The 26090-nt window shown below is 71.3% G+C and carries 22 protein-coding genes; 8 read left to right on the top strand and 14 right to left on the bottom strand.

The annotated features are described in order from the left end of the window. Nucleotides 1-268 precede the first annotated feature (268 nt). The 3 genes from CA983_RS06990 to CA983_RS06985 all read left to right on the top strand — a co-directional run bounded on the left by CA983_RS06990 (nt 269) and on the right by CA983_RS06985 (nt 2074). Nucleotides 269-1240, top strand: coding sequence for an LLM class flavin-dependent oxidoreductase (locus tag CA983_RS06990; RefSeq protein WP_086600003.1), 972 nt, complete (start codon nt 269-271; stop codon nt 1238-1240). 101 nt (nt 1241-1341) lie between these two features. Beyond that, nucleotides 1342-1506: a hypothetical protein gene (locus CA983_RS46155; protein WP_167407339.1), complete on the top strand. Its 165-nt coding sequence runs from the start codon at nt 1342-1344 to the stop codon at nt 1504-1506. 67 nt (nt 1507-1573) lie between these two features. Next, nucleotides 1574-2074 carry a GNAT family N-acetyltransferase gene (locus CA983_RS06985; RefSeq protein WP_086600002.1) on the top strand — a complete coding sequence of 167 codons (501 nt, stop codon included), beginning with the start codon at nt 1574-1576 and terminating at the stop codon, nt 2072-2074. A 4-nt stretch (nt 2075-2078) separates the two neighbouring features. On the opposite strand, the gene CA983_RS06980 is transcribed toward CA983_RS06985, so the two are convergent. Beyond that, nucleotides 2079-2956 (bottom strand): IS5 family transposase gene (locus CA983_RS06980; protein WP_425276426.1). Its coding sequence is split into 2 segments (ribosomal slippage): nt 2079-2596 and nt 2596-2956, totalling 879 coding nucleotides; the frame shifts between segments, so codons are not numbered across the junction. A 99-nt stretch (nt 2957-3055) separates the two neighbouring features. Here CA983_RS06980 and CA983_RS06975 point away from each other — a divergent pair. After that, nucleotides 3056-3250, top strand: coding sequence for a hypothetical protein (locus tag CA983_RS06975; protein ID WP_086600001.1), 195 nt, complete (start codon nt 3056-3058; stop codon nt 3248-3250). Between the two features lie 112 nt (nt 3251-3362). On the opposite strand, the gene CA983_RS06970 is transcribed toward CA983_RS06975, so the two are convergent. From CA983_RS06970 to CA983_RS06955, 4 genes are all read right to left on the bottom strand, one after another. Beyond that, nucleotides 3363-4781 (bottom strand): sugar porter family MFS transporter, encoded by a 1419-nt coding sequence (locus CA983_RS06970; RefSeq protein ID WP_086600000.1) that lies wholly within the window; start codon nt 4779-4781, stop codon nt 3363-3365. A 222-nt stretch (nt 4782-5003) separates the two neighbouring features. Next, a complete protein-coding gene (gene smc / locus CA983_RS06965) occupies nt 5004-8585 on the bottom strand; it encodes a chromosome segregation protein SMC (RefSeq protein WP_086599999.1) in 3582 nt (1193 codons plus the stop codon). 210 nt (nt 8586-8795) lie between these two features. Continuing rightward, nucleotides 8796-8999, bottom strand: coding sequence for a hypothetical protein (locus tag CA983_RS06960; protein ID WP_003993245.1), 204 nt, complete (start codon nt 8997-8999; stop codon nt 8796-8798). A gap of 382 nt (nt 9000-9381) precedes the next feature. Continuing rightward, nucleotides 9382-9663, bottom strand: coding sequence for an acylphosphatase (locus tag CA983_RS06955; RefSeq protein WP_059421923.1), 282 nt, complete (start codon nt 9661-9663; stop codon nt 9382-9384). A gap of 162 nt (nt 9664-9825) precedes the next feature. Here CA983_RS06955 and CA983_RS06950 point away from each other — a divergent pair, with 162 nt between their 5' ends. Both CA983_RS06950 and CA983_RS06945 read left to right on the top strand, forming a co-directional pair. Next, on the top strand, nt 9826-10980 hold the full coding sequence (locus tag CA983_RS06950) for a CAP domain-containing protein (RefSeq protein WP_086599998.1): 1155 nt from the start codon (nt 9826-9828) through the stop codon (nt 10978-10980). 69 nt (nt 10981-11049) lie between these two features. Continuing rightward, entirely contained in the window at nt 11050-11448 is a 399-nt protein-coding gene (locus CA983_RS06945; RefSeq protein WP_086599997.1) for a winged helix-turn-helix transcriptional regulator, read from the top strand. Here the strand turns inward: CA983_RS06945 and mutM are convergent. The 8 genes from mutM to CA983_RS06905 all read right to left on the bottom strand — a co-directional run bounded on the left by mutM (nt 11438) and on the right by CA983_RS06905 (nt 19893). Beyond that, entirely contained in the window at nt 11438-12298 is an 861-nt protein-coding gene (gene mutM / locus CA983_RS06940) for a bifunctional DNA-formamidopyrimidine glycosylase/DNA-(apurinic or apyrimidinic site) lyase (protein WP_086599996.1), read from the bottom strand. The two genes, CA983_RS06945 and mutM, sit on opposite strands and share 11 nt — an antisense overlap. A 115-nt stretch (nt 12299-12413) precedes the next feature. Next, nucleotides 12414-13250, bottom strand: coding sequence for a ribonuclease III (gene rnc, locus CA983_RS06935; RefSeq protein ID WP_086599995.1), 837 nt, complete (start codon nt 13248-13250; stop codon nt 12414-12416). 19 nt (nt 13251-13269) lie between these two features. Beyond that, nucleotides 13270-13443, bottom strand: a complete 174-nt coding sequence (rpmF, locus tag CA983_RS06930) for a 50S ribosomal protein L32 (protein ID WP_007493396.1) — start codon at nt 13441-13443, stop codon at nt 13270-13272. A gap of 2 nt (nt 13444-13445) precedes the next feature. Next, the gene (locus CA983_RS06925; RefSeq protein ID WP_086599994.1) at nt 13446-14090 is read right to left on the bottom strand and encodes a YceD family protein; all 645 of its coding nucleotides are present in this window, start codon (nt 14088-14090) and stop codon (nt 13446-13448) included. Nucleotides 14091-14219: 129 nt separating this feature from the next. Continuing rightward, the gene (locus CA983_RS06920; RefSeq protein WP_086599993.1) at nt 14220-15311 is read right to left on the bottom strand and encodes a cell division initiation protein; all 1092 of its coding nucleotides are present in this window, start codon (nt 15309-15311) and stop codon (nt 14220-14222) included. 121 nt (nt 15312-15432) lie between these two features. Beyond that, entirely contained in the window at nt 15433-15912 is a 480-nt protein-coding gene (gene coaD / locus CA983_RS06915; protein ID WP_086599992.1) for a pantetheine-phosphate adenylyltransferase, read from the bottom strand. Between the two features lie 26 nt (nt 15913-15938). Beyond that, on the bottom strand, nt 15939-16526 hold the full coding sequence (gene rsmD, locus CA983_RS06910; RefSeq protein WP_086599991.1) for a 16S rRNA (guanine(966)-N(2))-methyltransferase RsmD: 588 nt from the start codon (nt 16524-16526) through the stop codon (nt 15939-15941). A 109-nt stretch (nt 16527-16635) separates the two neighbouring features. Next, entirely contained in the window at nt 16636-19893 is a 3258-nt protein-coding gene (locus CA983_RS06905; protein WP_086599990.1) for a helicase-related protein, read from the bottom strand. Nucleotides 19894-20081: 188 nt separating this feature from the next. Between CA983_RS06905 and CA983_RS06900 the strand changes: the two genes are divergently transcribed. Next, on the top strand, nt 20082-21920 hold the full coding sequence (locus CA983_RS06900) for an HSP90 family protein (RefSeq protein ID WP_086599989.1): 1839 nt from the start codon (nt 20082-20084) through the stop codon (nt 21918-21920). Continuing rightward, nucleotides 21917-24892, top strand: a complete 2976-nt coding sequence (locus CA983_RS06895; protein ID WP_086599988.1) for a hypothetical protein — start codon at nt 21917-21919, stop codon at nt 24890-24892. Before CA983_RS06900 ends, CA983_RS06895 begins: the two co-directional genes overlap by 4 nt. Before the next feature lie 81 nt (nt 24893-24973). Here CA983_RS06895 and CA983_RS06890 read toward each other — a convergent pair. Next, on the bottom strand, nt 24974-26090 hold a 1117-nt coding region (locus CA983_RS06890; RefSeq protein WP_483027210.1), incomplete at its 5' end, for a DAK2 domain-containing protein.

Below are 26090 nucleotides of genomic sequence, written 5' to 3'. Positions count from 1 at the left end.
CTGGTGTTGATCGCAGTCAGACTCGACCGCTCGCTGAGCGACCGAGCGGCGTGAGCCAGGAATCCCCAGCTTCATTTGGGGGAGGGTTCAAAACGCGTCCAGTATCGGCTTGGACACAAAGGGTGCGCGGAGCAGCGCCCCCAGGGTGTGTCACGGCCCATGCGGTGGGCCGTGACACACCCTCCTTTCCCCGGTGAGAGCGTCTAGCAGTCTGACGACCCGTCAGCTATGGTCCCCGCACAGCCGCCGGTGAAGGGGGAGACGTCCCATGCCCGTCTCGGTCGTACGCTTCAACCTCGTCGCTCCCGGGGCCACCCCCGCCGAGCTCGGCGCCCGTTACCGGGCGGCCCTGGAGATGGCGTCGTACGCCGACGACCGGGGCGTGACCACCGTGCAGACGGAGGAGCACCACGGGGCCGACAACAACTGGCTGCCGTCGCCGTTCGCCTTCGCGGGGGCGGTCTTCGGCGCGACCCGGCGGGTCGCGGTCACCGTCTCGGCGGTCATCGGCCCGCTGCACGACCCGCTGCGGCTCGCCGAGGAGATCGCCGTGCTGGACCTGCTGAGCGGCGGCCGGCTGGTGACGGTCGCCGGGATCGGGTACCGGCCCGAGGAGTACGACCTGTTCGGCGTGGACTTCGCCCGGCGCGGGCGGCTCCAGGACGAGCTGCTGGAGACGCTGCTGAAGGCGTGGACGGGCGAGCCCTTCTCCTACCGGGGCCGCACGGTCCGCATCACCCCGCGCCCGTACACCGAGCCCCACCCGCTGCTCCTGGTCGGCGGCTCCTCCAAGGCCGCCGCCCGCCGGGCCGCCCGGCTCGGCCTGCCCTTCTTCCCCAGCGCGCACCTGCCGGAGCTGGAGGCGTACTACAAGGAGCGGCTCGTGGAGTACGGCACCGAGGGCTGGGTGATGATGCCCGCCGCCGAGACACCGCTGCTGCATGTGGCCGAGGATCCGGACCGGGCCTGGGCGGAGTACGGGGAGCACTTCCTGCACGAGGCGCGGACGTACGCCTCCTGGCAGTCGAGCGGCGTGCGCTCGGCGGTGAAATCGGCGGCGACGACGGTCGCGGATCTGCGCGCGGAGGGCGTGTACCGGATCCTCACGCCGGAGCAGTGTGCGGGGCTGGGGCTGGACTCCTTCGTCCTGCATCCGCTGGCGGGCGGGATGCCGGTGGAGGAGGGGTGGCGGAGTCTGCAGCTGTTCGCGGAGCGGGTGATGCCGCAGCTGGCGGGCTGAGACTCCCGGTATCCGGTGGAACGTCTGCGCCCGTCGGTGACGCACTGCGCGCATGACCTTGGTGGTGGATGTGTTCGTGACCTCGGCGGTGGATGTGTTCGGTGCGGGACGCGGACGGCGAGTGGCGGGTCCTGGACGTCCCCGAGGGCTGCGCCGACTCGGCCGGTTTTGAGTCGTGGCGCCGGACGGTGTGGGGCTCCGAGACGGTGCGCTCGCCGAGCGCACGCTTCCTTCCGGTCCTGGCCGAGAGCGATCTGCTCGCCTAGGGTGCGTATCGAAAGTGGATCAAGGTACTCGTTCCGGCCCTGGCATGTGTCATGCGATGCTCACGTCATGACTGAGCAACGCGAGGTTGCCATCGTCCGCTGGCCAGGTCAGGTTCCTTCCGCCCAGGATGGGCTGGCAGATCTGCTGGCGGCCTACCATCTGCAGACGCAGGCCGAGAAGGGTGAGGCCGTCGCCGGTGTGGGTGGGTTGCCGGAGCGCTACCGGGTAGAGGTCGCGGATCCACAGGCCGTGTTCGTTGACGATGTCGTGCTGCTGGCTTTGAGCGGGGACACCGCAGTGGGCTGCCTGGTGTTGACCGCCTCTGTCGACGGACGGTCCGAGGTCAAGAGGCTCTGGACGGACCCGGCGTTCCGGGGGCGGGGTATCGCGTCCAGCCTGGTCAGCGCCGCGCTCGTGCATGCTGCGGAAAATGACGTCAGCGCGGTGCGGCTGTCGGTGTGGAAGTGGCGGTCAGGAGCGATCGCCGTGTACGAGCGGCTCGGATTCACCGTCACTGAGTCGTGGGACGAGCGGGATCAGCTGGTCTGCATGGAACGAGCCGTGTGAGTGGTCACAGCCATTCATTGATGGCCGCGACGAGGACGGTCGCCTCGTAGCGGACCGCGAGCTTGTCATAGCGCGTCGCCACGGCGCGGTGCCTTTTGAGGCGATTGATGCCGCACTCCACTGCATGCCGCGCCTTGTAGTCCGCCGGGTCGAACTTCGGCGGCCGGCCGCCACGGGAGCCGCGCTTCTTGCGGTCGCGGGCTTGGTCGACCTTGTCCGGGATGGTGCAGCGGATACCACGTCGGCGCAGGTAGGCGCGGTTCTTGCGGGAGGCGTACGCCTTGTCGGCGCGGACCCGGTCGGGGCAAACACGCGGCCTGCCCGGCCCCAGTCGGGGGACCCGGATGCGGCCCAGGACGACCTCGAACTGCGGGGAGTCGCCGCGCTGTCCGGCCGTGACCACGATCGACATGGGCTTCTGGCGCTGCTCGACGGCCAGGTGCAGCTTGGTGGTCAGGCCGCCGCGCGAGCGTCCGAGCCCGTGATCGTCCGGCTCGGTGGCGATGCCGCCGGGCGGCTCCTTCTGCAGGTCCCCTTTTTCCGCGCCCCGGCGGCATGCTGGTGGGCGCGCACAACGGTGGAGTCGACGTTGATGTCCCAGGTGATCAGGTCTTTCGCGTCAGCCCGGGCCTGGAGATGGGTGACGATCCGCTGCCAGATGCCGTTTCGCTGCCAGCGGCGGAACAGGTCGTACACCCGGCCCCACGGCCCAAACTCCTCGGGTATGTCCCGCCAGGGGATGCCGGTGCGGACCCGGAACCGTATGCCGTCGATCAGCTGCCGCCGGGTCCATATCGGCGGCCGACCGGTCTTCTTGCCCTTGGGCAACAGGGGTTTCAGCACTGCCCACTGTGCGTCGGTCAGATCTCCACGCGCCACGATCCAAGATCATCGCATGCCCATGATCCACTTTTGATACACGCCCTAAGGCCCCGGAGGTGCCGGATTTCCTGCGGGAAGTGGCACTGCTGCGGGCGAACCATGGTCCTCCCGGACGCCGCCCTCGACGCGGCGGCCGACGCCGCGGTGTCGGCCGCCTTCGATCTGATCGCCGCCACCACTGAGCGCCCGCGCGGGATCACGGAGCGCCGGGACCAGCTGGAGTCACGGCTGCGCGACATCGAGGCGACGGCCCTGCGCGCCCTGGAAAGCGGCGCCGGCGTTCTGAGCCGGTGAGGCAGCGGACCGCCGCCCCGGCTCGGGCAGTGGCCGAACCGGGGCGACGGCGGGTTACGGGGAGAGGGGCAGCGGGGACTTTGGCCCTTCTCCCCGAGTGTGCGGGACGGGCTCAGCCCATCTCCTCCAGCGCCTTGCCCTTCGTCTCCTTGACGAACTTCAGGACGAACGGGATGGAGAGCGCGGCGAACGCGGTGTAGATCACGTAGGTCGCGGACAGGTTCCAGTCCGCCAGCGACGGGAAGCTCGCGGTGATGGCCCAGTTGGCGATCCACTGCGCGGCGGCGGCCACGCCCAGCGCGGCGGCGCGGATCTTGTTGGGGAACATCTCGCCGAGGAAGACCCAGACGACCACACCCCACGACAGGGCGAAGAAGAGGACGAAGATGTGCGCGGCGATCAGGGCGATCCAACCCTGGGTCGCGGGCAGCTTGCCGTCGACCAGGTGGTACGAGAACGCCCAGGCCTCCAGCGCCAGGCCGACGACCATGCCGACCGAGCCGATGAGCGCGAGCGGCCGGCGGCCGATGCGGTCGACGAAGATCATCGCGATGACGGTGCCGACGATGTTGATGATCGACGTGGTGAAGGAGTAGAAGAACGAGTCCGTCGGGTCGACGCCGACCGACTGCCACAGCGTCGAGGAGTAGTAGAACGCGACGTTGATGCCGACGAACTGCTGGAAGACCGACAGGCCGATGCCTATCCAGACGATCGGCTTGAAGAAGAAGCTGCCGCCGAGCAGGTCCTTGAAGCTGGACTTGTGCTCGCTCTTCATGGCGTGCTCGATCTCGGTGACACGGGCGTCCAGGTCGACGTCCTTGCCCTCGACCTCGGCGAGGATCTCCCGGGCGCGCTCGTGCTTGCCGACGGAGATGAGAAAGCGCGGGGACTCGGGGATGACGAAGGAGAGCAGCCCGTAGAGGACGGCCGGGACGACCATGACGCCGAGCATGACCTGCCAGGCCTCCAGGCCCATCAGCTTGCCGCGCTGGTCGCCGTCGGCGGCGTTCAGTACACCCCAGTTGACCAGCTGCGACACGGCGATGCCGATGACGATCGCGGCCTGCTGGAAGGAGCCGAGCCGGCCGCGGTAGGCGGGCGGGGCGACCTCGGCGATGTAGGCCGGGCCGATCACCGAGGCCATGCCGATGGCGAAGCCGCCGACGACGCGCCAGAAGGCGAGGTCGTACAGCGCGAAGGGCAGCGCCGAGCCGACGGCGCTGATCGTGAAGAGGACGGCGGCGATCTGCATGCACCGGATGCGGCCGATGCGGTCGGCGATGCGGCCGGCGGTCGCCGCGCCGATGGCGCAGCCGATGAGGGCGATGGCGATGACCTGGGCGAGGGCTGCGGAGCCGACGTCGTAGCGGTCCCGGATGGCCTCGACGGCGCCGTTGATCACGGAACTGTCGTAGCCGAAGAGGAAACCGCCCATCGCGGCCGCCGCCGCGATGAAGATGACGTGCCCGAGATGATCGGGATGAGCCGTCCTGGCTCCTGACTTGGGTGCCTGCGCTGTGCTGGTCACGTGTACTCCTCGGGCCACCGGCAACGCTGCCGGAGCGAATCAGCCTTCGAGGTGCCACCTGAAGGTACCTGAAGGTAAAAGGAACGTTGCCGAGACTATGCCTTCAAGTTTCGAAGTCAATAGGTCAGTAGCTGTGAAACTGAGGCAGGAGTGTGTCGGTGATGTGTTCAAGAATTGAAGCCGTCGAGAGCCGCAGGTGAGACCGGTGTAGAGCACACTCATCTAGCGGAGGCGCTGGCTGATGACCTTCGACACACCGTCGCCCTGCATGGAGACGCCGTACAGTGCGTCGGCGACCTCCATCGTGCGCTTCTGGTGGGTGATCACGATCAGCTGGGAGGCTTCCTGGAGCTCCTGCATGATCCGGATGAGCCGCTGGAGGTTGGTGTCGTCGAGGGCGGCCTCGACCTCGTCCATGACGTAGAACGGGCTGGGCCGAGCCTTGAAGATCGACACGAGCAGCGCCACGGCGGTCAGCGACCGCTCCCCGCCGGAGAGCAGCGACAGCCGCTTGACCTTCTTGCCCGGCGGCCGGGCCTCGACGTCCACGCCCGTGGTGAGCATGTTGTCGGGGTCGGTCAGGATCAGCCGCCCCTCACCACCCGGGAACAGCCGGCTGAACACGCCCTCGAACTCCCGGGCCGTGTCCCGGTAGGCCTCGGTGAAGACCTGTTCGACGCGCTCGTCGACCTCCTTGACCACCTGGAGGAGATCCGCCCGCGTCTTCTTGAGGTCCTCGAGCTGCTCGCTGAGGAACTGGTGGCGCTCCTCCAGCGCCGCGAACTCCTCCAGGGCGAGCGGGTTCACCTTGCCGAGCTGCTGGTAGGCGCGTTCGGCGGCCTTCAGGCGCTTCTCCTGCTCGGCCCGGAGATACGGCCTGGGCCGGTTGCGCGGGTGCTCCGGGTCCTCCAACAACTCCTCGCCCTCGGCGGGGGGCGAGGGCGGCACGAGCTGGTGCGGTCCGTACTCCGCCACCAGTCCGGCCGGTTCGACACCCAGCTCCTCCAGCGCCTTGGTCTCCAACTGCTCGATGCGCAGCCGCTTCTCGGCGCCGAGTACCTCGCCGCGGTGAACCGAATCCGTCAACTTGTCGAGTTCGGCCTTGAGATCGCGCCCCTCGGTGCGAGCGCGGGCGAGTTCCTGTTCGCGGCGGGCCTTGGCGGCCTCGGCGGCGGTGCGCTCGTCATCGGCGCGGGCGAGGGAGACCTCGACGTGGGCGAGCAGCTGCCGGGCACCCGAGCCCACGGCCTCGGCGACCGCCGCCTCGTGCCGCAGCCGGGCCCGGCGCTGCTCGGCACGCGCGCGTGCCTCGCGTTCGGCGCGGGCGGCCCGGTCCAGGGAGTCGGCCCGCCCGGCCAGACCCTTCACCCGTTCCTCGTGCGTACGGACCTGGAGTCGGGCCTCCATCTCGGTCTGGCGGGCGTTGGCCCCGTCGGCGGCGAGCCGGTCCCGTACGGAGGTGTCGGGCTCCTCCTCGATCGGCATCTCCTCGGCGACGGCGAGCCGCTCGGCGAGTTCCTCGACCTCCTGGAGCGCCTTGTCGAGGGCCTCCTGGGCACGGGCCGCGGCGGCGGTGGACCGCTCGGCCTCCCCCGCGGCTCCCCGTGCCTGCCCGGCGAGCCGGCCGAGCTGCTGGGCGACGGCCGACTTCTCCCGGTCGGCGGCCCGGCGCCGCTCCCCCAGCTCCTCGACCAGCGCGGCACACTCCTTGCGCCGCGCCACGGCCGAGGCCTGGGTCTCGGTGAGCTCCTCGCAGCGGACGGCGAGCTCTTCGAGCTCGGCTGCGGCCTCGTCGACGGAGGCCTGCACCTCCAGGAGGCTGGGGGCGCCGGCCGATCCGCCGTGGGCGAAGTGGGCACCGAGGAGGTCGCCCTCGGCGGTTACGGCGGTGAGGTCGGGGTGGGCGTAGACGAGGTCTTCGGCGTCTTCGAGGGTGCTGACGACGACGATGCCGTGGAGGAGACGGCGGACGGCCTGCATGAGGTCGGAAGGGCCGCGGACCAGTTCTGCGGCGAAGGTACGACCTGCGTCTGCGGGTCCGTTGGGGCTGTTCGCGCAGTTCCCCGCGCCCCTGAGGTCGTCGGCAGCCCCCGCCAGGAGCAAGGTTGCCCGGCCTCCATCCTGTTTACGGAGGAGTCTGATCGCGTCTGCCGCCGAGGCCGGGGTCGTGACGGCGACCGCGTCCGCTGCCGCTCCGAAAGCCGCGGCGACAGCGACCTCGTAGCCGGGGGTCACGGTGAGGAGTTCCGCCGCCGGGCCGAGGATGCCGGAGAGACGGTCCTTCGCCGCGAGCAGTATCCCGGTGCCGTCCTTGCGGCGCAGCCCGAGCGCCAGGGCCTCGTGGCGGGCCTGGGTCGCGGCGCGCTTGCGTTCCGCCGCCGTGGTCGCCTCGCGGGCTGCCGTGAGGGCGGCCTCGGCATCGGCGAGCTGCTGCTTGGCGGCCTCGTGCTGCTCGGCGAGTTCGGCGTCGCCGGCGTCGAGGCCGTCGACCTCGGCTTTGAGGACCTCGTACTCCTCCTGGGCGGCGACGGCACGGTCCTGCGCCTCGTCGCGGGCGGCGGCCAGGCGTTCGATCTCGGCCTGGGCGGAGGCGGCGCGGGAGCGGGCCGCGTTGACCTGGCCGCTGAGCCGGGCCAGGCCCTCGCGCCGGTCGGCGATGGCGCGCGCGGCGTCCCTGAGGCGCCGTTCCTCCTCGGTGAGGGCGCGCTCCAGCTCGGCGCGGTGGGCGACCGTGTCCTCCAGGGCGCGTTCGGCCGCCTCCAGGGCCGCTTCCAGCTCGGCCTCCTGCTCGCGGATGCGGGCGGCCTCGCGCTCCATGTCCTCCGGGTCGCGGCCGCGCCGTTCCTCGGGCGGCGCGGAGGTGGCGCTCTTGACGCGGGCGTCGGCCAGCGAGATCGTGCCGCGCACCCGCTCGGCGAGTTGGGAGAGCTCGTACCAGGTCTGCTGGGCGCGCTGGAGGCGCGGCGTGAGCTGCCGTACCTCGTCCTCCAGGAGCGCCTCCCGCTGGAGCGCCCTGCGCAGCTCCTGCTCGGCGGCCTCCTTGCGTTCCTTCAGCGCGGCCTCGTCGGCGACCTCCGCCTTGAGGGCTTCCCGGAGCCGTACGAGGTCGTCGGCCAGCAGGCGCAGCCGGGCGTCGCGCAGGTCGGCCTGGATGACGGCGGCCCGGCGCGCGACGGCGGCCTGGCGGCCGAGGGGCTTGAGCTGCCGTCTGAGTTCGTCGGTGAGGTCCTGCACGCGCGCGAGGTTGGCCTGCATCGCGTCCAGCTTGCGCAGCGCCTTCTCCTTGCGCTTGCGGTGCTTGAGGACGCCGGCGGCCTCCTCGATGAAGGCGCGGCGGCCCATCGGGTCGGCGTGCAGCACGGAGTCGAGCTGGCCCTGTCCGACGATGACGTGCATCTCGCGGCCGATGCCGGAGTCGGAGAGCAGTTCCTGGATGTCGAGGAGGCGGCAGGTGTCGCCGTTGATCTGGTACTCGCTGCCGCCGTTGCGGAACATGATCCGCGTGATGGTGACCTCGGCGTACTCGATGGGCAGGGCCCCGTCGGAGTTGTCGATGGTCAGGGACACCTCGGCGCGGCCCAGTGGTGGGCGGCCGGTGGTGCCGGCGAAGATGACGTCCTCCATCTTGCCGCCGCGCAGCGACTTGGCGCCCTGCTCGCCCATGACCCAGCTGAGCGCGTCGACGACGTTGGACTTGCCCGAGCCGTTCGGTCCGACGACGCACGTGATCCCCGGTTCGAACCGGAGTGTGGTCGCCGAGGCGAACGACTTGAACCCGCGGAGGGTCAGGGCCTTAAGGTGCACGCCGCCGGACTCTACCGCTCGGGTTCGTCTCACTCCATGAACCCACGGTTTCGCCACTGAACGCACAGGGCAGACCAGACGTTAAAGACGGTGAAAGGATGCGGGGGCAAGAAAGAAGGGACGCCTACGGCGTCCCTTGCACTTCTGACAACTCAGCGGTTATGACGAGCGTCCCAACCACTGCGGTGCTGTTGTGGAGCGGTGCAGTGATCAGGTGAGCGCAGGCTCCGCCTGGTGTGCGTCAACGCTCTCCATGATCCTGTCGTGAGAAGCGGCAGCCGTCAGCGCCTCGTTCTCGGCCTGGATCCGTACGAGTTCGGATTCCAGGTCCTGGACGCGCTGCTGGAGCCGTCGCATCTCGGCGAGGAGTCGAGGGTCGGAGCCGCCGACGTAACCGAGAAGCGCCTTTGCCATGATGGATGGTCCTCCACAATGAGTGACCGACCGATGCGGTGTGGGTCGTGAGGGATTCCGCACCCGCAGTCTTGGCAGGGCCTGGAGTTGTGCTGCCGTTCAGCCATGCCAAACAGCTAGGTGCGCGGGGTGCTTTCAGCGTCTCACCAAAAAGTTTGACGGTCAACACGATCACGCCCTGTATTGGCGGGCGACCCGGGCGCACATGGCCTGGAACGGCGATGCTGCGGCTTCTGCGGGGCCCTCGGGGCGTGGCGATCATCCTTGCGTGTGCCGCCTGCCAAGGCAAGTGATTCTTGGCAATCACCAGCAAGTTTCCGTCCTGAGCGGCCCTCGGCGGCCGGTCCGCGAGCGGCCCCCGGGGCCGCCCGGCGGTATGGGATCAGCGGATGGCGAAGCCCTCGTAGCCGCCACGCGGTGTGTCCCAGATCTCGGTGACGCCGTCCACGCGGCCGGGCGTGTCGTCACTGCGGAGCCACTCCAGCAGGCCTTCACAGCCCTCGCGCGCGCCCTCCGCGACCACTTGGACGCGTCCGTCGCCCAAATTGAGAGCAAAACCACTCAGGCCGCCGATCTCCAGGGCCTTGGCCCGTGTGAACCAGCGGAAACCCACACCTTGGACGCGTCCACGCACCCAGGCGACCAGTCGCACATCCTCGCTCATGACTGCAACCTAACCGCCCCATCTTCCCTCCGGGCACTTCCTCCACTTGCGCCATGCGGTACCGTCCCCACCCAACGAATCTCATATGAAACTCACACGATCGAGTGAGTTTGGTGTTGATCTCGAGGACGAGTCGACCGCCAGGACGAGGAAGGCCAGGACATGGGACGCCACCGACGCTCCGCCGCCGGCCGCGCCGCCACGGGCCGCGCCACGGGGATCACGCAGGCCGACGGCTCCGTGGCAGGCCAGGACCCGCTGCACTCCACCGCGGCAGACGGCCCGACGATGGGCATCGCGCCCTACCTGAACCCCGAGGCGTACGCCGGCACCTACGCGAAGAGTGAGGCCTACCTGTTCGCCACGGGCGCCTCCGAGCCGGGTGACGGCTATGACTCCCGGACCGCCGACCCGGCCGTCTTCGCCGGCGACGGCTTCACACCCGACTACGGCACCCGACGTCCGGGCTCGCACCGCCGCCGGAAGAAGGCCGCGCGGCCGATGCGCACCGGGCTGCTCGGCGTGTCCGCGGCGGTCGCCCTCGGCACGGTCGCGGTCGCCACGGGCGCGGTGCCCGGCCTCGACAATTACAAGCTCGGCGGTGGCAACGGCGGCGCCGACAAGGTGCAGGCCGGGGACACGCCGACGAACAGCCCGGCCGAGCAGGGCGGCACCACCGGCAGCGCCGACGGCCGGGACGGCGCGCCCACGAGCCGGGACGCCGCGCGCTCCCCCTCGCCGTCGCCGTCCGCCTCGAAGTCGTCGGCCGCGCCGACGAAGACGCCGGAGAAGCCGGAGAAGACGCAGAAGAAGACCCCGGAGAAGACCCCGGAGAAGAAGAAGCCGGCGGCCACCCCCAGCGAGAAGCCGGACAACACCCCCTCCCGCACGGCCACGAAGGCGCCGCGAAAGCCCAGCGCGCCCGCCGCCCTGTCCGAGGAGTCCGCCGCCGCGGCCCAGGTGCTCAAGCTCGTGAACGAGGAGCGGGCGCAGGTGGGCTGCAGCCCGGTCGCCGCGAACAGCGCGCTGACCGAGCTGGCGCAGAACTACAGCGAGGACATGGCCGCGCGGGGCTTCTTCGACCACACCGACCCGGACGGCAGGACGCCGTGGGACCGGGCCGAGAAGGCCGGGATATCCAACCTCGGCGGGGAGAACATAGCCCGCGGCCAGGCCGATGCCGCGGCCGTGATGGACGCCTGGATGAACAGCCCCGGCCACCGCGCCAACATCCTGAACTGCGACTTCAAGACGCTGGGCGTCGGTGTCGAGTTCGGGTCGGGCGGCCCGTGGTGGACCCAGAACTTCGGTTACTAGGCCCTCCCGACGCTAACCAGGAGTTAGCGCAACCTGTCGGTCAGCGCTGCGCTGGCGTAGGCTGGGCATATGACCACCACCCAGGAGCTCACGGCGGGGTTCGACGACCTCCCGTACAACGTGTTCGCCAGGGCCTGCCCCTCGCGCGGCACGCTGGAGCACGTCACGGGCCGCTGGGGCGCACTGACGCTGGGCGCCCTGTACGAGGGCTCGCTCCGCTTCAACGAGCTGCGTCGCCGCGTCGACGGCGTCAGCGAGAAGATGCTGTCCCAGACGCTGCACGCGCTGGAGCGCGACGGCCTGGTGCACCGCGAGGCGCAGCCGACCAACCCGCCCCGCGTGGACTACGAACTGACGCCGCTGGGACGCGGCGTGGCCGAGCGGCTGCTCGCCCTGATCCACTTCGTGGAGGGCAGCATGGACGACGTACTGGCCGCGCGGGAGCGGTACGACGCCGCTAGGGCGTGATCCGCGGGGGCCGCTGGCACTTCGGGCAGTAGTAGCTCGACCGGTTCATCCAGGGCCGTCGGCGTATCGGGGTGCCGCAGCGCCGGCAGGGCAGGCCCTCGCGGCCGTACGCGTCGAGGGACCGGTCGAAGTAGCCCGACTCGCCGTTGACGTTGACGTACAGGCTGTCGAAGCTGGTGCCGCCCACCGCGAGGGCCGCGTTCATGACGTCCCGCACATGGCCCAGGAGCAGCAGGGAGCGCGGGCGCGTGAAGGTCGCGGTCGGGCGCTCGTAGTGGATGCGGGCGCGCCACAGGGCCTCGTCCGCGTAGATGTTGCCGACGCCGCTGATCAGCGACTGGTCGAGCAGGGCCCGCTTGATCGTGGAGCGCTTGCGGCGCAGCGCCCGGTGGAAGGCCTCGTCGTCGAAGAGCGGGTCGAGCGGGTCGCGGGCGATGTGCGCGATGACGTCGGGCAGGCCGTCGGGGGTGTTGTCGTGCAGCGACAGGCCGCCGAAGGTGCGCTGGTCGACGAAGCGGAGTTCGGTGTCCAGGACGTCGGTGAAGCGGACGCGGATGCGCAGGTGCTTCTCGTCCGGGGCCGTGTGCGGCTGGACCAGCAGCTGGCCGCTCATGCCGAGGTGGGCCAGGATCGACTGGTCCGTGTCCTCCAGGGGCAGCCACAGGTACTTGCCGCGGCGGCTCGGGACGCCGATGCGGTGGCCCTTCAGACGGTGCGCGAAGTCGTCGGCGCCCGCGAGGTGGCGGCGCACCGCGCGCGGGTGCAGCACCTCGGCCTCGGCGACGGTCCGGTGAGCGACCCACCGCTCCAGGCCGCGCCGTACGACCTCGACCTCGGGCAACTCGGGCATGGGGTCCCCCGTCACGTACCTGCGGATGACCCGAGCGCCCGCCCCCGGGCAGGGGCGGGCGCTCGGGTGCGCTGTGCTGTGCCGGCCGCCCGGCTGAGGCGCCGGGCGGTGGCTGTCAGCCGTCGACGCTGCCGTCGACGGCCGTGTGGGCGGCCTGAACCGCCGCCGTCTGCGTCGCCTCGGCGGCCTTCGCCGCCTTGGCACGCTCGTCCGCCGCGGCCCGGATGGACCGCCACGCGGACTCGGCGGCCTGCTGCTCCGCCTCCTTCTTGCTGCGGCCGGTGCCGGTGCCGTACGAGACGCCTCCGACGCGGGCGGCAGCAGTGAAGGTCTTCTCGTGGTCGGGGCCGGTCTCCGTGACCAGGTACTCGGGCACGCCGAGCCCTTCGGTCGCGGTGAGCTCCTGGAGGCTGGTCTTCCAGTCCAGGCCGGCACCGAGGTTCGAGGACTTTTCGATCAGGGGGTCGAACAGGCGGTGCACCAGCTCCGCCGCCGAGTCCAGCCCCTGGTCGAGATAGACCGCGCCGATCACCGCTTCGAGGGTGTCGGCGAGGATGGACGCCTTGTCCCGCCCGCCCGTGCCTTCTTCACCCCGGCCGAGCCGGACGAAGGAGCCCAGGTCGAGCCCGCGCCCCACCTCCGCAAGCGCACGCGAGTTCACCACCGCGGCCCGCAGCTTGGCCAGCTGGCCTTCAGGCAGGTCGGGGTGGGTGCGGTACAGCGTGTCCGTGACGACCAGGCCGAGCACGGAGTCCCCGAGGAACTCCAGGCGCTCGTTGGTCGGCAGACCGCCGTTCTCGTATGCGTACGACCGGTGGGTCAGTGCTCGCACCAGAAGGGCGGACTCGACCTTGTAGCCGAGCCGCCCTTCCAGAAGCGTGTGGGACGAGGCCTGGTTGTCCGCCGTCGTGCTCCCGCTCTCGCGGGAAGACTTGTTCTTAGGCGTGGACACAGTGCCTCTCACCAGCCGCTCAGACCTCGAGGACCTGGCGCTTGTTGTAAGTGCCGCACGAGGGGCACGCGATGTGCTGCAGCTTGGGCTCGTGGCAGCGCTCGCACGCAACCAGGGTGGGGACCGCAGCCTTCCACTGCGACCGGCGGTGGCGCGTGTTGCTGCGCGACATCTTCCGCTTCGGAACAGCCACGGCTACTTCTCCTGCTTCTCGTCGACGCCAGATTCGGCGCCGCTCATCTCGTCCTTCTCGCCGTCCGACATGGTGCCGGCGAGTCCCTGCAATGCCGCCCAACGGATGTCGACGGCGTCATGGTGGTGGTCCGGGTCGTCCGCCAGCCGTGCGCCGCACTCGGCACACAGACCAGGGCAGTCTTCCTGGCACACCGGCTGCATCGGCAGTGCGAGCACCACCGCATCACGCAGCACGGGCTCGAGGTCGAACAGGCCGTCCTCGAGGAAGAGCCTGTCCTCGTCGTCCTCGGCGTCGTCGCCCGGTTCCGCGATCGCGCGGCCCCGGTCGTCGGCGTCAGGGTACGAGAACATCTCCTGGAACTCCGCTTCGACGTCTAGCTGAAGCGGCTCCAGACACCTTACGCACTCCCCCTCTGCCGTGGCACGGGCGGTGCCTGTGACGAGCACCCCTTCCATGACCGACTCCAGGCGGAGTTCGAGCTCCACCGGAGCGCCTTCCGGCACTCCGATGACTTCCTTGATGCCGAAGTCCTTGGGAGCGTCGACCGTGCGGGTCAGGCGCTGTAGCGCACCGGGCCGCCGACCCAGCTCGTGCGTGTCGAACACGAGGGGGTTGCGGTGGTCGAGGCGGGCGTTCAGGGCCATTCCTGCTTTCGGTCTGCCGAGCTGAGGGAGACGCCGCCCTTCGGTGTTCCCGGGCAGCGTTGATCGCGGACGTACGCGCGACCGAAGAGCCAGGATACTGGACCTTTGCCTGTCGGCCCAATCCGGTGCTCAGCCGTTGCCGCGGCCCTGCTCGTAGGCCCGGAGCTGCTCGGCGCTGATCATGCCGGTGTCGAAGAGGCTGGTCTCGTCCAGGGCGTATCCCTGGTGGCTCTGAGGGCTCTGAGGGCTTTGGTGCCCCGGCTGTGGCTGCTGCTGGGACTGCTGCGCCTGCTGGTCCTGGTTCGGGTCGTACGCGGCCTGCTGCGGGTCGTAGCCCTGGTAGGCGTAGGGATCGGCCTGGTAGCCGTACTGGTCCTGCTGGGCGGCGTACGGCTGCTGCGGGTAGCCGCCGTAGGGGTCGGGCTGCTGCTGGTAGGCGTAGGCCGGCTGCGGCCGGCCGTAGTCCTGCTGCTGGGCGGGCTGCTCGGCCGGGGGCTTCTCCTCCGCGAGGGCGACCAGGCCGGCGAGGTAGTCGGCGTCGCTGGTGTGCTGCACGGTGCCGGTTTCGTCGGCGAGGGCGCCGAGGTCGTCGGTGGCGATCCGGCCGTGCAGCTTCTGCCGGCCGCGGCCGACGGCCTCCAGGGTCTTGGCGAGGACCGCCTCGAAGGCGCCGAGCTTGACGTCGACGTACTCGTCGGCGCTGCGGCGCTGGGTCTCCGGGTCGTGGCTGCGCTCGGGGGCGTCCTCGTCCTGGTAGCCCTGCTCGTCGGTGCCGGGGCCGGTGCCGAGGAGCTTCTCGCGGCCGCGGCCAACCGAGCCCAGGGTCTTGGTGAGGACGACCTCGAAGTTGGCGAGCTTGGAGTCGACGTAGTCGTCGGCCTCGGCGCGGATCTCCTCGGCCTCCCGGCGGGCCTCGGCGAGGATCCGGTCGGCCTCGGCCTGGGAGCGGCGGGCGACCTCGGTGTCGGAGATCAGGGAGCCGCGCTCGGCGTGCGCGCTCTGGATGATCCGCTCGGCCTCCTGGCGGGCCTGTTCGACCATCTGCTCGCGGTCGCCGATCAGCTCCTGCGCCTGGGCGAGGGAGCCGGGCAGCGCCGCGCGCACCTCTTCCAGCATGGAGAGCAGTTCGGCGCGGTTGACCACGCACGAGGCCGACATGGGCATGGACCGGGCGCCGGAGACCGCGGCGACGATCTCGTCGAGCTTCTTCTGCACGTCCACCGTGTGCTCGCCACTCTCTACAGATGCGTTGGAGACGGACGGGACGACTGTACGGCCACGGGGTACCCGGGGAACACCGGGTGACGGGGTGTCAGGGTCCCGTGGGGCGCCCGGGGCGCGTTCAGTCCTTCCGCAGGCGCTCGCCGAGGGCCTGGAGGACCTCCGCGGGGACCAGGTGGGAGACGTCGCCGCCCCAGGTCGCGACCTCCTTGACCAGGGAGGACGACAGGAAGCTGTAGGTGGGGTTGGTGGGGATGAAGAGGGTCTCCACGCCCGAGAGGCCGTTGTTCATCTGGGCCATCTGGAGCTCGTAGTCGAAGTCACTGACCGCGCGCAGGCCCTTGACGATGGCGGGGATCTCGCGCTGCTTGCAGAAGTCGACGAGCAGGCCGTGGAAGGCCTCGACGCGGACGTTGCCGTACTCGGCGGTGACCCGGCGGATCAGGTCGATCCGCTCGTCGATCTCGAACAGGCCCTTCTTCGACTGGTTGATCATCACCGCGACGTAGACCTCGTCGTACAGCCTGGAGGCGCGGGAGATGATGTCGAGGTGTCCGTTGGTGATCGGGTCGAACGACCCGGGACATACGGCGCGGCGCACTTGTGATCCCTCGCTCTCCGGTCCGGTCATCGTGCGTCTTCGCACGTAGAGGCGGCGCGACCGTACCAAAACGTTCCCTCGCCGTACCGACGGGCCCGGAGGGCTTCGAAACCCTCGGGCCACCGGAATTCACCGCCTCTGGTGCTGCGCTCCACGGTGACGAGGGCTTCTTCGGCGAGCCAGCGTTCCGAGAGGAGTGTGAGCAGGATCTCGCGAAGATCGTCGTCCGTGACGGCGTACGGCGGGTCGAGGAAGACGAGGTCGTACGGGTCGCCGGGGGGTGTCGTGCGGATGATCTGTTCCGCTTTGCCGGGTCTGACCTCGGCGCCGGGGAGTCCGAGGGACTTCACGTTGTCGCGGACCGTGCGGGTCGCTCGCGCGTCGGCCTCGACGAGGAGGGCGTGGCCGGCGCCGCGGGAGAGGGCCTCCAGACCGACGGCTCCTGATCCCGCGTAGAGGTCCAGGACGCGTTCGCCGTCCAGAGGGCCGCCGAGGAGGGATTGCCAGGTGGAGAAGAGACCTTCGCGTGCGCGGTCGGAGGTGGGGCGGGTGCCGGTGCCTGGGGGTACCGCCAGGCGACGTCCGCCGGCTGTGCCGGCGATCACGCGGGTCATCTTCGGTCCTTGGTCGTGGACGGCTTCAGGTACCAGTGTGGCTGGTCGCGCCCGCGCGGCGGTAGCCGCATATGGCCTACAGCCCCGCGCCCCTTGGCGGCAACACCTGTCACCCCTTTTCCAGGTACTGCTCCCTCTCCTCGTCCAAGAGGGCGTCCAGCGCTGTCCGCAGGGCCGGGAGGTGGGTCAGCTCCGGGTCCTTCGCCACGACTGCCGCCGCTTCCTCTCTGGCCTCGGCGATGATCTCCTCGTCCTCGATGACCGCGAGCATCCTCAGGCTGGTGCGGGCGCCCGACTGGGCCTGGCCGAGGACGTCGCCCTCCCGGCGTTGTTCGAGGTCGATGCGGGAGAGTTCGAAGCCGTCGAGGGTGGAGGCGACCGCGTTCAGGCGCTGGCGGGCGGGGCTCGCCTCGGGCATCTCGCTGACCAGGAGGCACAGGCCGGGGGCCGAGCCACGGCCGACGCGGCCGCGCAACTGGTGGAGCTGGGAGACGCCGAAGCGGTCGGCGTCCATGATCACCATCACCGTGGCGTTGGGGACGTTGACGCCGACCTCGATGACCGTCGTGGCGACCAGGACGTCCGTCTCCCCTGCGGCGAAACGGCGCATGACCGCGTCCTTGTCGTCGGGGTGCATACGGCCGTGCAGCACCTCGACCCGGAGGCCCTGGAGGGGGCCCTTGGAGAGCTGTTCGGCGACGTCGAGGACGGCGAGGGGCGGACGCTTCTCGGCGTCCTCCGGGGACTCGGCGGGCTCGGGGGACTTCTTCTTGGTGGACTTCTTCGGGTCGTCGTCCTCGTCGCCGATGCGGGGGCAGACCACGTACGCCTGATGGCCCTTGCCCACTTCCTCGCGGACCCGTTCCCAGGCGCGGGACAGGAAGTGGGGCTTGTCGGCGGCCGGGACGACATGGCTGGCGATCGGCGAGCGGCCGGCCGGGAGCTGGTCGAGGACGGAGGTCTCCAGGTCGCCGAAGACCGTCATGGCGACCGTGCGCGGAATCGGCGTGGCCGTCATGACCAGGAGGTGCGGGGGCTGTTTGCCCTTGCCGCGCAGGGCGTCGCGCTGCTCGACGCCGAAGCGGTGCTGTTCGTCGACCACGACCAGGCCCAGGTCCTGGAACTGCACCTTGTCCTCGATCAGCGCATGCGTGCCGATGACGATGCCGGCCTCGCCGGTGGTGAGGTCGAGCAGGGCCTGGCGGCGGGCGGCCGCGCCCATGGATCCGGTGAGCAGCACCACCTTGGTGCCCTGCTCGGCCCCGCCCAGCATGCCGCCCTCGGCCAGCTCGCCCATCATCTCGACGATCGAGCGGTGGTGCTGCTGGGCGAGCACTTCGGTGGGCGCGAGCATGGCGGCCTGGCCGCCGGCGTCGACCACGGCGAGCATGGCGCGCAGGGCCACCATGGTGTTGTGGGTGACGGTGAAGTTGTCGGTGACGTACGCATGGCTCGGGTGGGCGACGCTGATGCACTGGACGGGCTTTTGCCCCACGTACTCGACCGCCCGGATGCCGCGTCGGAACGTGTCGTCCTTCGGCCTCGGACGCACGCGTTCTGCTTTGCGGGTGAGCCGGAACGGGGCGTAAGCGTCCGGCAGGCACACCTGCACGGTGTACGCGGCCTCCTCCGGCAGCACTCGCGCCCGGCCGCCCAGAGAGCGTACGAGCCATGCCACGTCCTCCGCGAGTCGGCGCGAAGCCGAGCAGAGGGAGATACTCATGCCGTCGGCTTGGACGGTGCCGTCCGTGTCCAGAAGTCCCTGCAACACGGCGAGACGGTCCTTGATCGGAGCGTTCTTGAAAGCCTGCGGGACGAACTTGTCGTGGGACGTCGTTCCCCAGAGGCCCAGCTCGCGCAGGACCTGGATCACCGGGTTGCGCACGCCTCCCGCACGCTGCTTGAGCTGGATCGTGTAGTCGGTGTAGTCACAGTGCGATCCCCTCACCGGTACCAGCAGGCATTCGGGCGCTACTGCCGCCGCTACCGCGTCACGGATCTCGTCGTCGATGGTGGAAAGACGGAGATCGTGCCGGAACGAACCGTCCCCCAGCAGCAGTCCGATCAGGTACGGGTCGAGGGGCAGCCCGGCGTCGCCGCCGAGATCGACCGGCTTCGCCGGCGGGATGTACCACTTCGAGGAGCCGTCGGCCTCGAACGTGTCGAAACGGATCTCCCGGGTCGTCATGACCTTGGGAGCCTGGCCACGGTGCCCACCACAGCTCGTGCCGACGATCCAGAGATGCTCGTCGTCGCACTCGACGGAACTCCCGTCGGACAGGACCAAGCGCCACACATCGCGTTCTCCCTGAGGAAAGACGCCATCGATCAGCGCGATGTCCCCGTCCGGCACCACCACCTCGTCGCCCACCCGCAGATCCCCCATGGGGCGGAAGCCCGTGGGTGTGAGCACCAGCGAGTCGAGGGGCTGGGCCTTGCCCGATCCGACCTCCCCCTGCAACAGCCGGTGCATCGGATGCTCGGTCGCCAGGTCCTCGAAGATCTCCCGGGAAACCCGCTGCTGGCCCTCGGTGAGGGTGAACGGGAGGCGGGCGTCGAAGGCCGTGAGGAGGCCGTCGGGGCTGGGTTTGCGGGAGACCGCCGGGAGCTGGGCGTCCGCGTGGCGGCGGCGGGCCAGGGCGACCTGGAGGACGAAGGCCTCGTCCCATTTGAGGCGGGCGCGGGCGTCCTCGATGTCCGCCTTGGTGTGCGGGCGGTGGATCTTCAGGAGTGCCTCGGGGAGGGGGACCAGGCCGCGCCCCTGGCGCAGGGATTCCGGCAGCGGGTCGGCGGCCTCCTGGGCGGTGGGCAGGACCGTCTGGAGCGCCTTGCCGATCTTCCAGGACTCCAGCTTGGCGGTGGCCGGGTAGATCGGGATCAGGGCGCCGGCCCATGTCTCGACGGACTCCTCCGGATCGCCTCGGAGCAACTCGTAGGCCGGGTGGGCGAGTTGGAGGCGGTGGTTGAAGACGGAGACCTTGCCCGCGAACATCGCGCGGGTGCCCGGCAGGAGCTCCTTGTGGGGCTTGTGAACGCCGTTGCCGAAGAAGACCAGTTGGAGGCGGCCGCTGCCGTCCGTGATCGTGACCTCCAGGCGCTGGCCCTTGCCGCGCGGGGCCCGGGCGGAGGCGAAGGTGTGCAGGCGGGCGTCGGCGACCTGGGCGACCACCGTGACGTGCTCGTCCATGGGGAGGTCGGCGAGGTGCGTGAGCTGGCCGCGCTCCTCGTATCTGCGCGGGTAGTGGTGGAGGAGGTCGCCGACGGTGAGCAGGCCGAGGTGCTCGGCCATCACCTTCGCGGTGGCGGGGCCGAGCACCGACTTCAGTGGTTGTCGCAGCGGTTCGTGAAGTGCGGGCACGAGATCCATTGCACACCACACCACTGACAATGCCGTAGAGGCCGTGGCGCAGGTCGCCGTATACGTCCCGGAAATCCCTGGTCAGGCGGCTGGTTCGGGCCTTAGGATGACGCGCTCCCGGCCCTCTTTCGCGGTCACCGCCTCACCGGGACCGCCCGACCCCGCGCCGTCGCGAGTCCCCCACCGGCGCCGTGAAGATGGACTCCCAGATCTCACAGGCATCCCAGCCGTCCCATCCGCCCCAGTCACCTCATACGTTCCAGGTCGACCTGCGTGGTCTGGTGGACCTGCTCTCCCACCACCTCTACTCCAGTCCCAAGGTGTACCTGCGGGAGCTGCTGCAGAACGCCGTGGACGCCATCACCGCCAGGCGCACGACGGAACCCGACGCTCCGGCCCGGGTGCGGCTGTCCGCGGAGGGCGGCGCCCTGCGCGTCGAGGACACCGGCGTCGGACTCACCGAGGCGGACGTGCACGACCTGCTCGCCACGATCGGGCGCAGTTCCAAACGCGCCGAGGGCCTTCAGGAGGCGCGTTCCGAGTTTCTCGGGCAGTTCGGCATCGGCCTGCTGGCCTGTTTCGTCGTCGCCGAGCGGATCCGGGTGGTCAGCCGCAGCGCCCGTACGCCCGGGGCGCCGCCGGTGGAGTGGACGGCGTCCGACGACGGTTCGTACACCGTGCGGACGCTGCCGGACGCCGAGCGTCCCGAACCGGGCACCACCGTGCATCTGGTGGCGCGGGCCGGGGCCGCGGAGTGGCTCACGCCCGAGCGGGTCGAGGCGCTGGCGCGGGATTTCGGGTCGCTGCTGCCGTACGACGTCCGGGTGGGCGACGAGCCGGTCACCGACCTGCCGGCGCCCTGGGACCGGTCCTATCCGAGCCCGGCCACCCGCCGTGTCGCCCTCGCCCGGCACTGCCACGAGATGTTCGGCTTCACCCCGCTGGACACGATCGACCTGTCCGTGCCGCTGGCCGGCGTCCGCGGGGTGGCGTACGTGCTGCCGTCGGCGGTCAGCCCGGCCCAGCGCGCGGGGCACCGCGTGCACCTCAAGGGCATGCTGCTGACCGAGCGGGCCGAACAGCTGCTGCCCGACTGGGCGTTCTTCGTGCGCTGTGTCCTGGACACGGACAGTCTGCGGCCGACGGCGTCGCGCGAGGCGCTGTACGAGGACGAGACGCTGGCCGCCGTACGGGAGGCGCTGGGCGAGCGGATCCGGGCCTGGCTCACCGGTCTGGCCGCCGGTGATCCGGAGCGGCTGGCCGCGTTCCTGTCGGTGCACCACCTGGGCGTGAAGTCCCTGGCCCGGCACGACCGGGAGATGCTGCGCACGATGCTGCCGTGGCTGCCCTTCGAGACGACCGACGGGCGGCTGTCCCTGGAGGAGTTCGCGCAGCGGCACCCGGTGGTGCACTTCACGCAGACCGTCGAGGAGTACCGGCAGGTCGCGCCGATCGCGTCCGCGCAGGGCATCGGCGTGATCAACGGCGGCTACACGTACGACAGCGAGCTGGTTCAGGCACTGCCGTCGGTGCGGCCGGGGACCGTGGTCGCCGAGCTGGACGCCGAGACGGTGACCGCGCATCTGGACGCGGTCGACCCGGCCGAGGAGCTGGCCCTGTCCGGCTTCCTGGCGGCGGCGCGGGCCCGGCTCGACCCGCTCGGCTGTGACGTCGTGCTGCGGGCCTTCCACCCGCTCTCCCTGCCCGCCCTGCACCTCGACGACCGGGACGCCCGGCACGAACAGGCCCGGGCCGACGCCGAGGCACAGGCCGACGACCTGTGGGCGGGCATCCTCGGCTCCCTGCGCGGCAGCGCCCCGCGCGCGCGTCTGGTGCTCAACCACCTCAACCCCCTCGTCCGGCGGATCAGCTCGCTGCACGACCCGGAGCTGATCGGCACCGCCACGGAGTCGCTGTACGGGCAGGCGCTGCTGATGGCGCAGCGGCCGCTCAGGCCCGCCGACTCGGCGCTGCTCAACCGCGCGTTCATCGGCCTCCTGGAGTGGGCCACGCACAGCGAGGACGGTCAGGCATGAGCGAGATCACCGACTTCGACGCCCTGCGCCGGGCGATGGCGGAGAACTCCGAGCAGCCGGAGGGCCCGGCCCGCAACGCGCGTGCCGAGGAACTGCTGGCCGCCGCCGAGAAGCTGAACGTCCCGCTCGCCGTGATCGAGGCGCTCGGACACCAGCTCAAGGTCTACAACTACAGCTCCGAGAAGGGGAAGATGTTCGTCCCCTTGGCGCGCCTGCTGCGCCTGTGGGACGAACACCCCGAGGACTTCGACGAGTACGAGTCCCACTCGCTGCACTGGGTCTTCAAGTGGGTGTCGTCCGGCATGCTCGACCAGCCGCACATCCCGCTCGCGTCGATCGAGAAGTGGCTCGGCGAGATGGAGCACCGCTACCGGCTCGCCGGATACTCCGAGCGGGCCGTGCGCAGCGCCGAGCACAGCGTGGCCGCGCATGTGGGGGACCTGGCGCGGGCCGAGCGGGCGTATGCCGCGTGGCTGGCCGCCGACCGGGACGGCATGGCCGACTGCCACGCCTGCGAACTGCACGGGCAGGGCTGGTGGCAGGCGGAGCGGGGCCGGGACGCGCAGGCGCTTCAGCTGTGGCGGCCGGTGCTGGAGGGCGAGTACGCCTGCGCCCACGAGCCGCACGCCGCCCTCGCCTCCTCCCTGGTGCCGCTGCTGCGGCTGGGCCGCCCGGACGAGGCCCGTGCGAACCATCTGCGGGGCTTGCGGCTCGTGCGGGCCATGGAGAGCATGCGCGGCGCCTACGCGGAGCACGTGGAGTTCTGCGCGCTGACCGGCAACGAGGCACGCGGTCTGGAACTGCTCGCGGAGCGGCCGGCGTACTTCACGGACGACGGGCAGCCGCAGAGCAGGCTGGAGTTCATGAGCGTGGTGGCCCTGCTCATGGACCGCCTGACCGGGCTGGGGCTGGGCGACCGACAGGTACCCGGTCCGGCCGGCCGCGAGTGGACTGCCGGGGAACTGGCCACGCACGCGCGTACGGAGGCCCTCGCCCTGGCGGCCCGCTTCGACGAGCGCAACGGCACGACGTACGTCGGCGAGCGGGCACGCGCGCGTATGGAGCGGCGCCCGCTGGTGGAGCGGCTGCCGCTCGGGGTGCGGTCCGTACGGCCGGTGCCGCCGCCCGCTCCCCCGGTTGTCACGGCCGCCGCCACCGGGCAGCCGGATCTGCCCGCCCTGCTGGCCGAGGCGCGGCGGCTGTCGGACAACCTGCGGCCGAACGCCGTGGAGGCGTGGGCGGCGGTCGCCGAAGCCGCGCAGGGCGTGGAGCTGGACCCGCGCGACCGGGCCGAACTGGCCGACCACGAGGCGATGGACCTCGGCCCGGAGGGCGCCGCCCTCTTCGAACGGGCCGCGGAGCTGTACGCGGCGGCGGGCGACCCCGGGGAGGCCTTGGCCGCACGCGCGCGTGCGGCGTACGTCCGCGCCCTCGGGGGTGACGTGGACGCGGCGCTCGCTGCCGTGTCCGGACCCTACGACGAGATCCTCGCGCTGTACGCCGCCGGCGACACCGGGATACGGCAGACGGCGTCCGTCCTGATGGGCCGGGCCCGGATCCTGATGCGCCGGGCGCACGAGGCCGGGGAAGGTCTCGCGGAGGGTCACGCCGAGCGCGACGGCCCGGAGGCGGTTCTCGGCGAGGCCGAGGCCGCTGTCCGGGAGGTTCTCGCGCTCGTCGACGGGCGGGTCGGGGAGGACGTGCGGCTGGCCGCGCGGGCCGCCGAGGCCCAGGCGATGCTCGCCGAGCTGGCCGGACTGGGCGGGGATCTGAGGACGGCCGCGGGGCTGTTCGCGCGGGGCGCGGCGGCGTTCGTCGCGGCGGGGCTGCCGTGGTTCGCGGTGGAGTACGAGGCCCGGCTGGCCTCCCTGGCCCACCACCTCGGCGACATGGCGGAGGCGGAACGGGCGCTGCGGGCGGCCCTGGAGCACGGCGGGGCCCAGCTGGAGGCGCCCGGACGGGCCCAGCTGCACCTCCAGCTCGCCGAGTTGACCGGCGGCCGGGGCGATGCCGTGGAGGCCGCCCAGCACGCCCTGGAGGCCGCGCACTGGGCCGACGAGGCGGGCGAGGGCGCGACCCTGGGCGCCTGGGCCCGGCAGCAGCTCGGCGGGTTCCTGCTGCGGCAGGGACGGTGGGCCGAGGCCGCCGAGGTCCTGGAGTCGGCGCTGCCCGACCTGACCGCCGAGACGCACGGCGACGGGGCGATCGTGCAGACGCAGTGGTGGCTCGGCGATTGCCTGAGCGAACTCGGCGAGCACCGCGCTGCCGCCGAACGGCGTCTCCAGGCCGCCGAGATCGCCCGGCACTGGCCCGAACAGCACGACCACGCGACCCTGGCCCACCTGGCCGGGGAGTCCCTGGGGCAGGCCGGGCTGGCCGACGATGYGGACCGGGCCTACTCGCGCGCGGGCGACCTGTGGCGCGAACTCGGCAACGTCCACGGGCTGATCCGCTCCCTGCGCGCCCGCGCCTGGCTGGCGTTGCGCGCACAGGACGGCCTCGAGGAGGCACGCGCCCTGATGGCGGAGGCGGTCCGGGAGGGCGAGGCGGCACGGGACACGGCGCCCGACGCGGAGTCCCGGCAGCAGCTCGTCGCCGAACTCGGCCACACGCACCGGCAGTTCGGCGACCTGCTGGCCCGGTCCGTCTCCGACGACGCCGACGACACCTCGGCCCGGGCCGTGTTCGAGGAGGCCCTGTCCCAAGTGCTGCGGTCGGCCGAGGTGTTCACCTCCCTCGGGGACGCCGCCCTGCACAGCCGCACCGGCGCCGAACTCGCCGCCGGCCGACTGGAGGCCGACCTGGGCCGCCCGGCCGACGCGGCGGCCCGCGCGCGTGCGGTGCTGGCGGCGTACGACGGATACCGCGGCCACGGCGGGGCGGAGACCGGCGACGGCGACGGCGAAATCGTACGGGCCCGGCGGGCGGAGGCGGAGCAGATGCTCCGGCTCCTGGCGGAGCAGCCGGACTGAACGGCTCCTCCTACTCCGCTCCTCTCCTACTCCGCTCCTCCTACTCCGCTCACCCGCTCCGCTCCTGTTGCTCCGCTCCACTCACTCCACGCCGATGAGCAGCACGGCCCCCTGCCGCCCACCCCGGTACACGACCGTGTCGACGGCGAGGTACCCCTCGCGGACCCGGCCCTCCAGGTGCTCGGCGATGGTGCCGGGAGCCTCGTCGCCGAGCACCAGGGTGACCATCTCGCCCCCGGCCGCGAGCATGCGGTCCAGGACGGTCTCGGCGGTGGCCGTGACGTCCGAGCCGATCACGGCCACGTCGCCGTCGATCAGGCCGAGTACGTCGCCCGCCTGGCAGATGCCGGCCATCGTCCAGGCCTGGCGTTCGGCGACGGTGACCTCGGCGTAGCGCGTCGCGCCGGCCGCCGAGGTCATCGACACCACGTCCTCGTCGAAGCGGCGCTCCGGCTCGTGCACGGCCAGCGCGGCGATGCCCTGGACCGCCGAGCGGGTCGGGATGAGGGCCACGCGGATGCCCTCGGTACGAGCCTGCTCGGCCGCCGCGGCGGCGGTGTGGCGCAGCTCGGCGTCGTTGGGCAGCAGCACGACCTCGCGCGCGTGTGCCCGCCGCACGGCCTGCACGAGCTCGCCGCTCGCGGGCGGCTCCCCGGGGCGCGCGAGCACGGTGGTCGCGCCGGCCTCGGCATACAGCCCGGCCAGGCCCTCGCCGGGCACCACGGCCACGACGGCACGCTGGGCGCGCTCGCGGGGAGGCCGCTCCGCGCCGGTGGTGTGCACGTCCCCGGCGCCGAAGTGCGTGATCCGGATCCGGTAGGGCCGCCCGGCCTCGATACCGGCCTCGACGGCGGCGCCCGCGTCGTCGACATGGACGTGGACGTTCCACAGCCCGTCGCCGCCGACCACGACGAGGGAGTCCCCGAGCGCGTCGAGCCGCTCCCGCAACCGCGCCACGGCCGCGTCCTCGGCCTCCAGGAGGTAGATCACCTCGAAGGCGGGGCCGTCCTCGTCGGCCACGGCGGCACCGTCGGCACACTCCCCGCGCGGGGCGCCGACGGCCGGGGCGAGCCCTTCGGCGGCTTCCACGCGCGCGTGCGGGTCCCGCGCGTCCGCGTACAGGTCCTGCGAGTCCCCGGCCGGCCCCGCGAGCACACCCGATGCCGAACCGTCCGCTTGACCGGGCACCACGCGCGCG

It is taken from the genome of Streptomyces swartbergensis, from assembly GCF_002148965.1.
Lineage (GTDB): Bacteria > Actinomycetota > Actinomycetes > Streptomycetales > Streptomycetaceae > Streptomyces > Streptomyces swartbergensis.
Note: the sequence above shows the minus strand (reverse complement) of the source record. Positions and strands in the feature narration are given on the sequence as shown.

Bases quoted from the DNA above. Each gene is read 5' to 3' on its own strand.
- CA983_RS06955 (WP_059421923.1), bottom strand. From the start codon at position 9,663: ATGAGCGAGGATGTGCGACTGGTCGCCTGGGTGCGTGGACGCGTCCAA.
- mutM (WP_086599996.1), bottom strand. From the start codon at position 12,298: ATGCCCGAGTTGCCCGAGGTCGAGGTCGTACGGCGCGGCCTGGAGCGG.
- rsmD (WP_086599991.1), bottom strand. From the start codon at position 16,526: ATGACCCGCGTGATCGCCGGCACAGCCGGCGGACGTCGCCTGGCGGTA.
- CA983_RS06990 (WP_086600003.1), top strand. From the start codon at position 269: ATGCCCGTCTCGGTCGTACGCTTCAACCTCGTCGCTCCCGGGGCCACC.
- CA983_RS06900 (WP_086599989.1), top strand. From the start codon at position 20,082: ATGGACTCCCAGATCTCACAGGCATCCCAGCCGTCCCATCCGCCCCAG.
- CA983_RS06905 (WP_086599990.1), bottom strand. From the start codon at position 19,893: ATGGATCTCGTGCCCGCACTTCACGAACCGCTGCGACAACCACTGAAG.
- CA983_RS06950 (WP_086599998.1), top strand. From the start codon at position 9,826: ATGGGACGCCACCGACGCTCCGCCGCCGGCCGCGCCGCCACGGGCCGC.
- CA983_RS06925 (WP_086599994.1), bottom strand. From the start codon at position 14,090: ATGGCCCTGAACGCCCGCCTCGACCACCGCAACCCCCTCGTGTTCGAC.
- CA983_RS06960 (WP_003993245.1), bottom strand. From the start codon at position 8,999: ATGGCAAAGGCGCTTCTCGGTTACGTCGGCGGCTCCGACCCTCGACTC.
- CA983_RS06975 (WP_086600001.1), top strand. From the start codon at position 3,056: ATGGTCCTCCCGGACGCCGCCCTCGACGCGGCGGCCGACGCCGCGGTG.
- CA983_RS06985 (WP_086600002.1), top strand. From the start codon at position 1,574: ATGACTGAGCAACGCGAGGTTGCCATCGTCCGCTGGCCAGGTCAGGTT.
- CA983_RS06945 (WP_086599997.1), top strand. From the start codon at position 11,050: ATGACCACCACCCAGGAGCTCACGGCGGGGTTCGACGACCTCCCGTAC.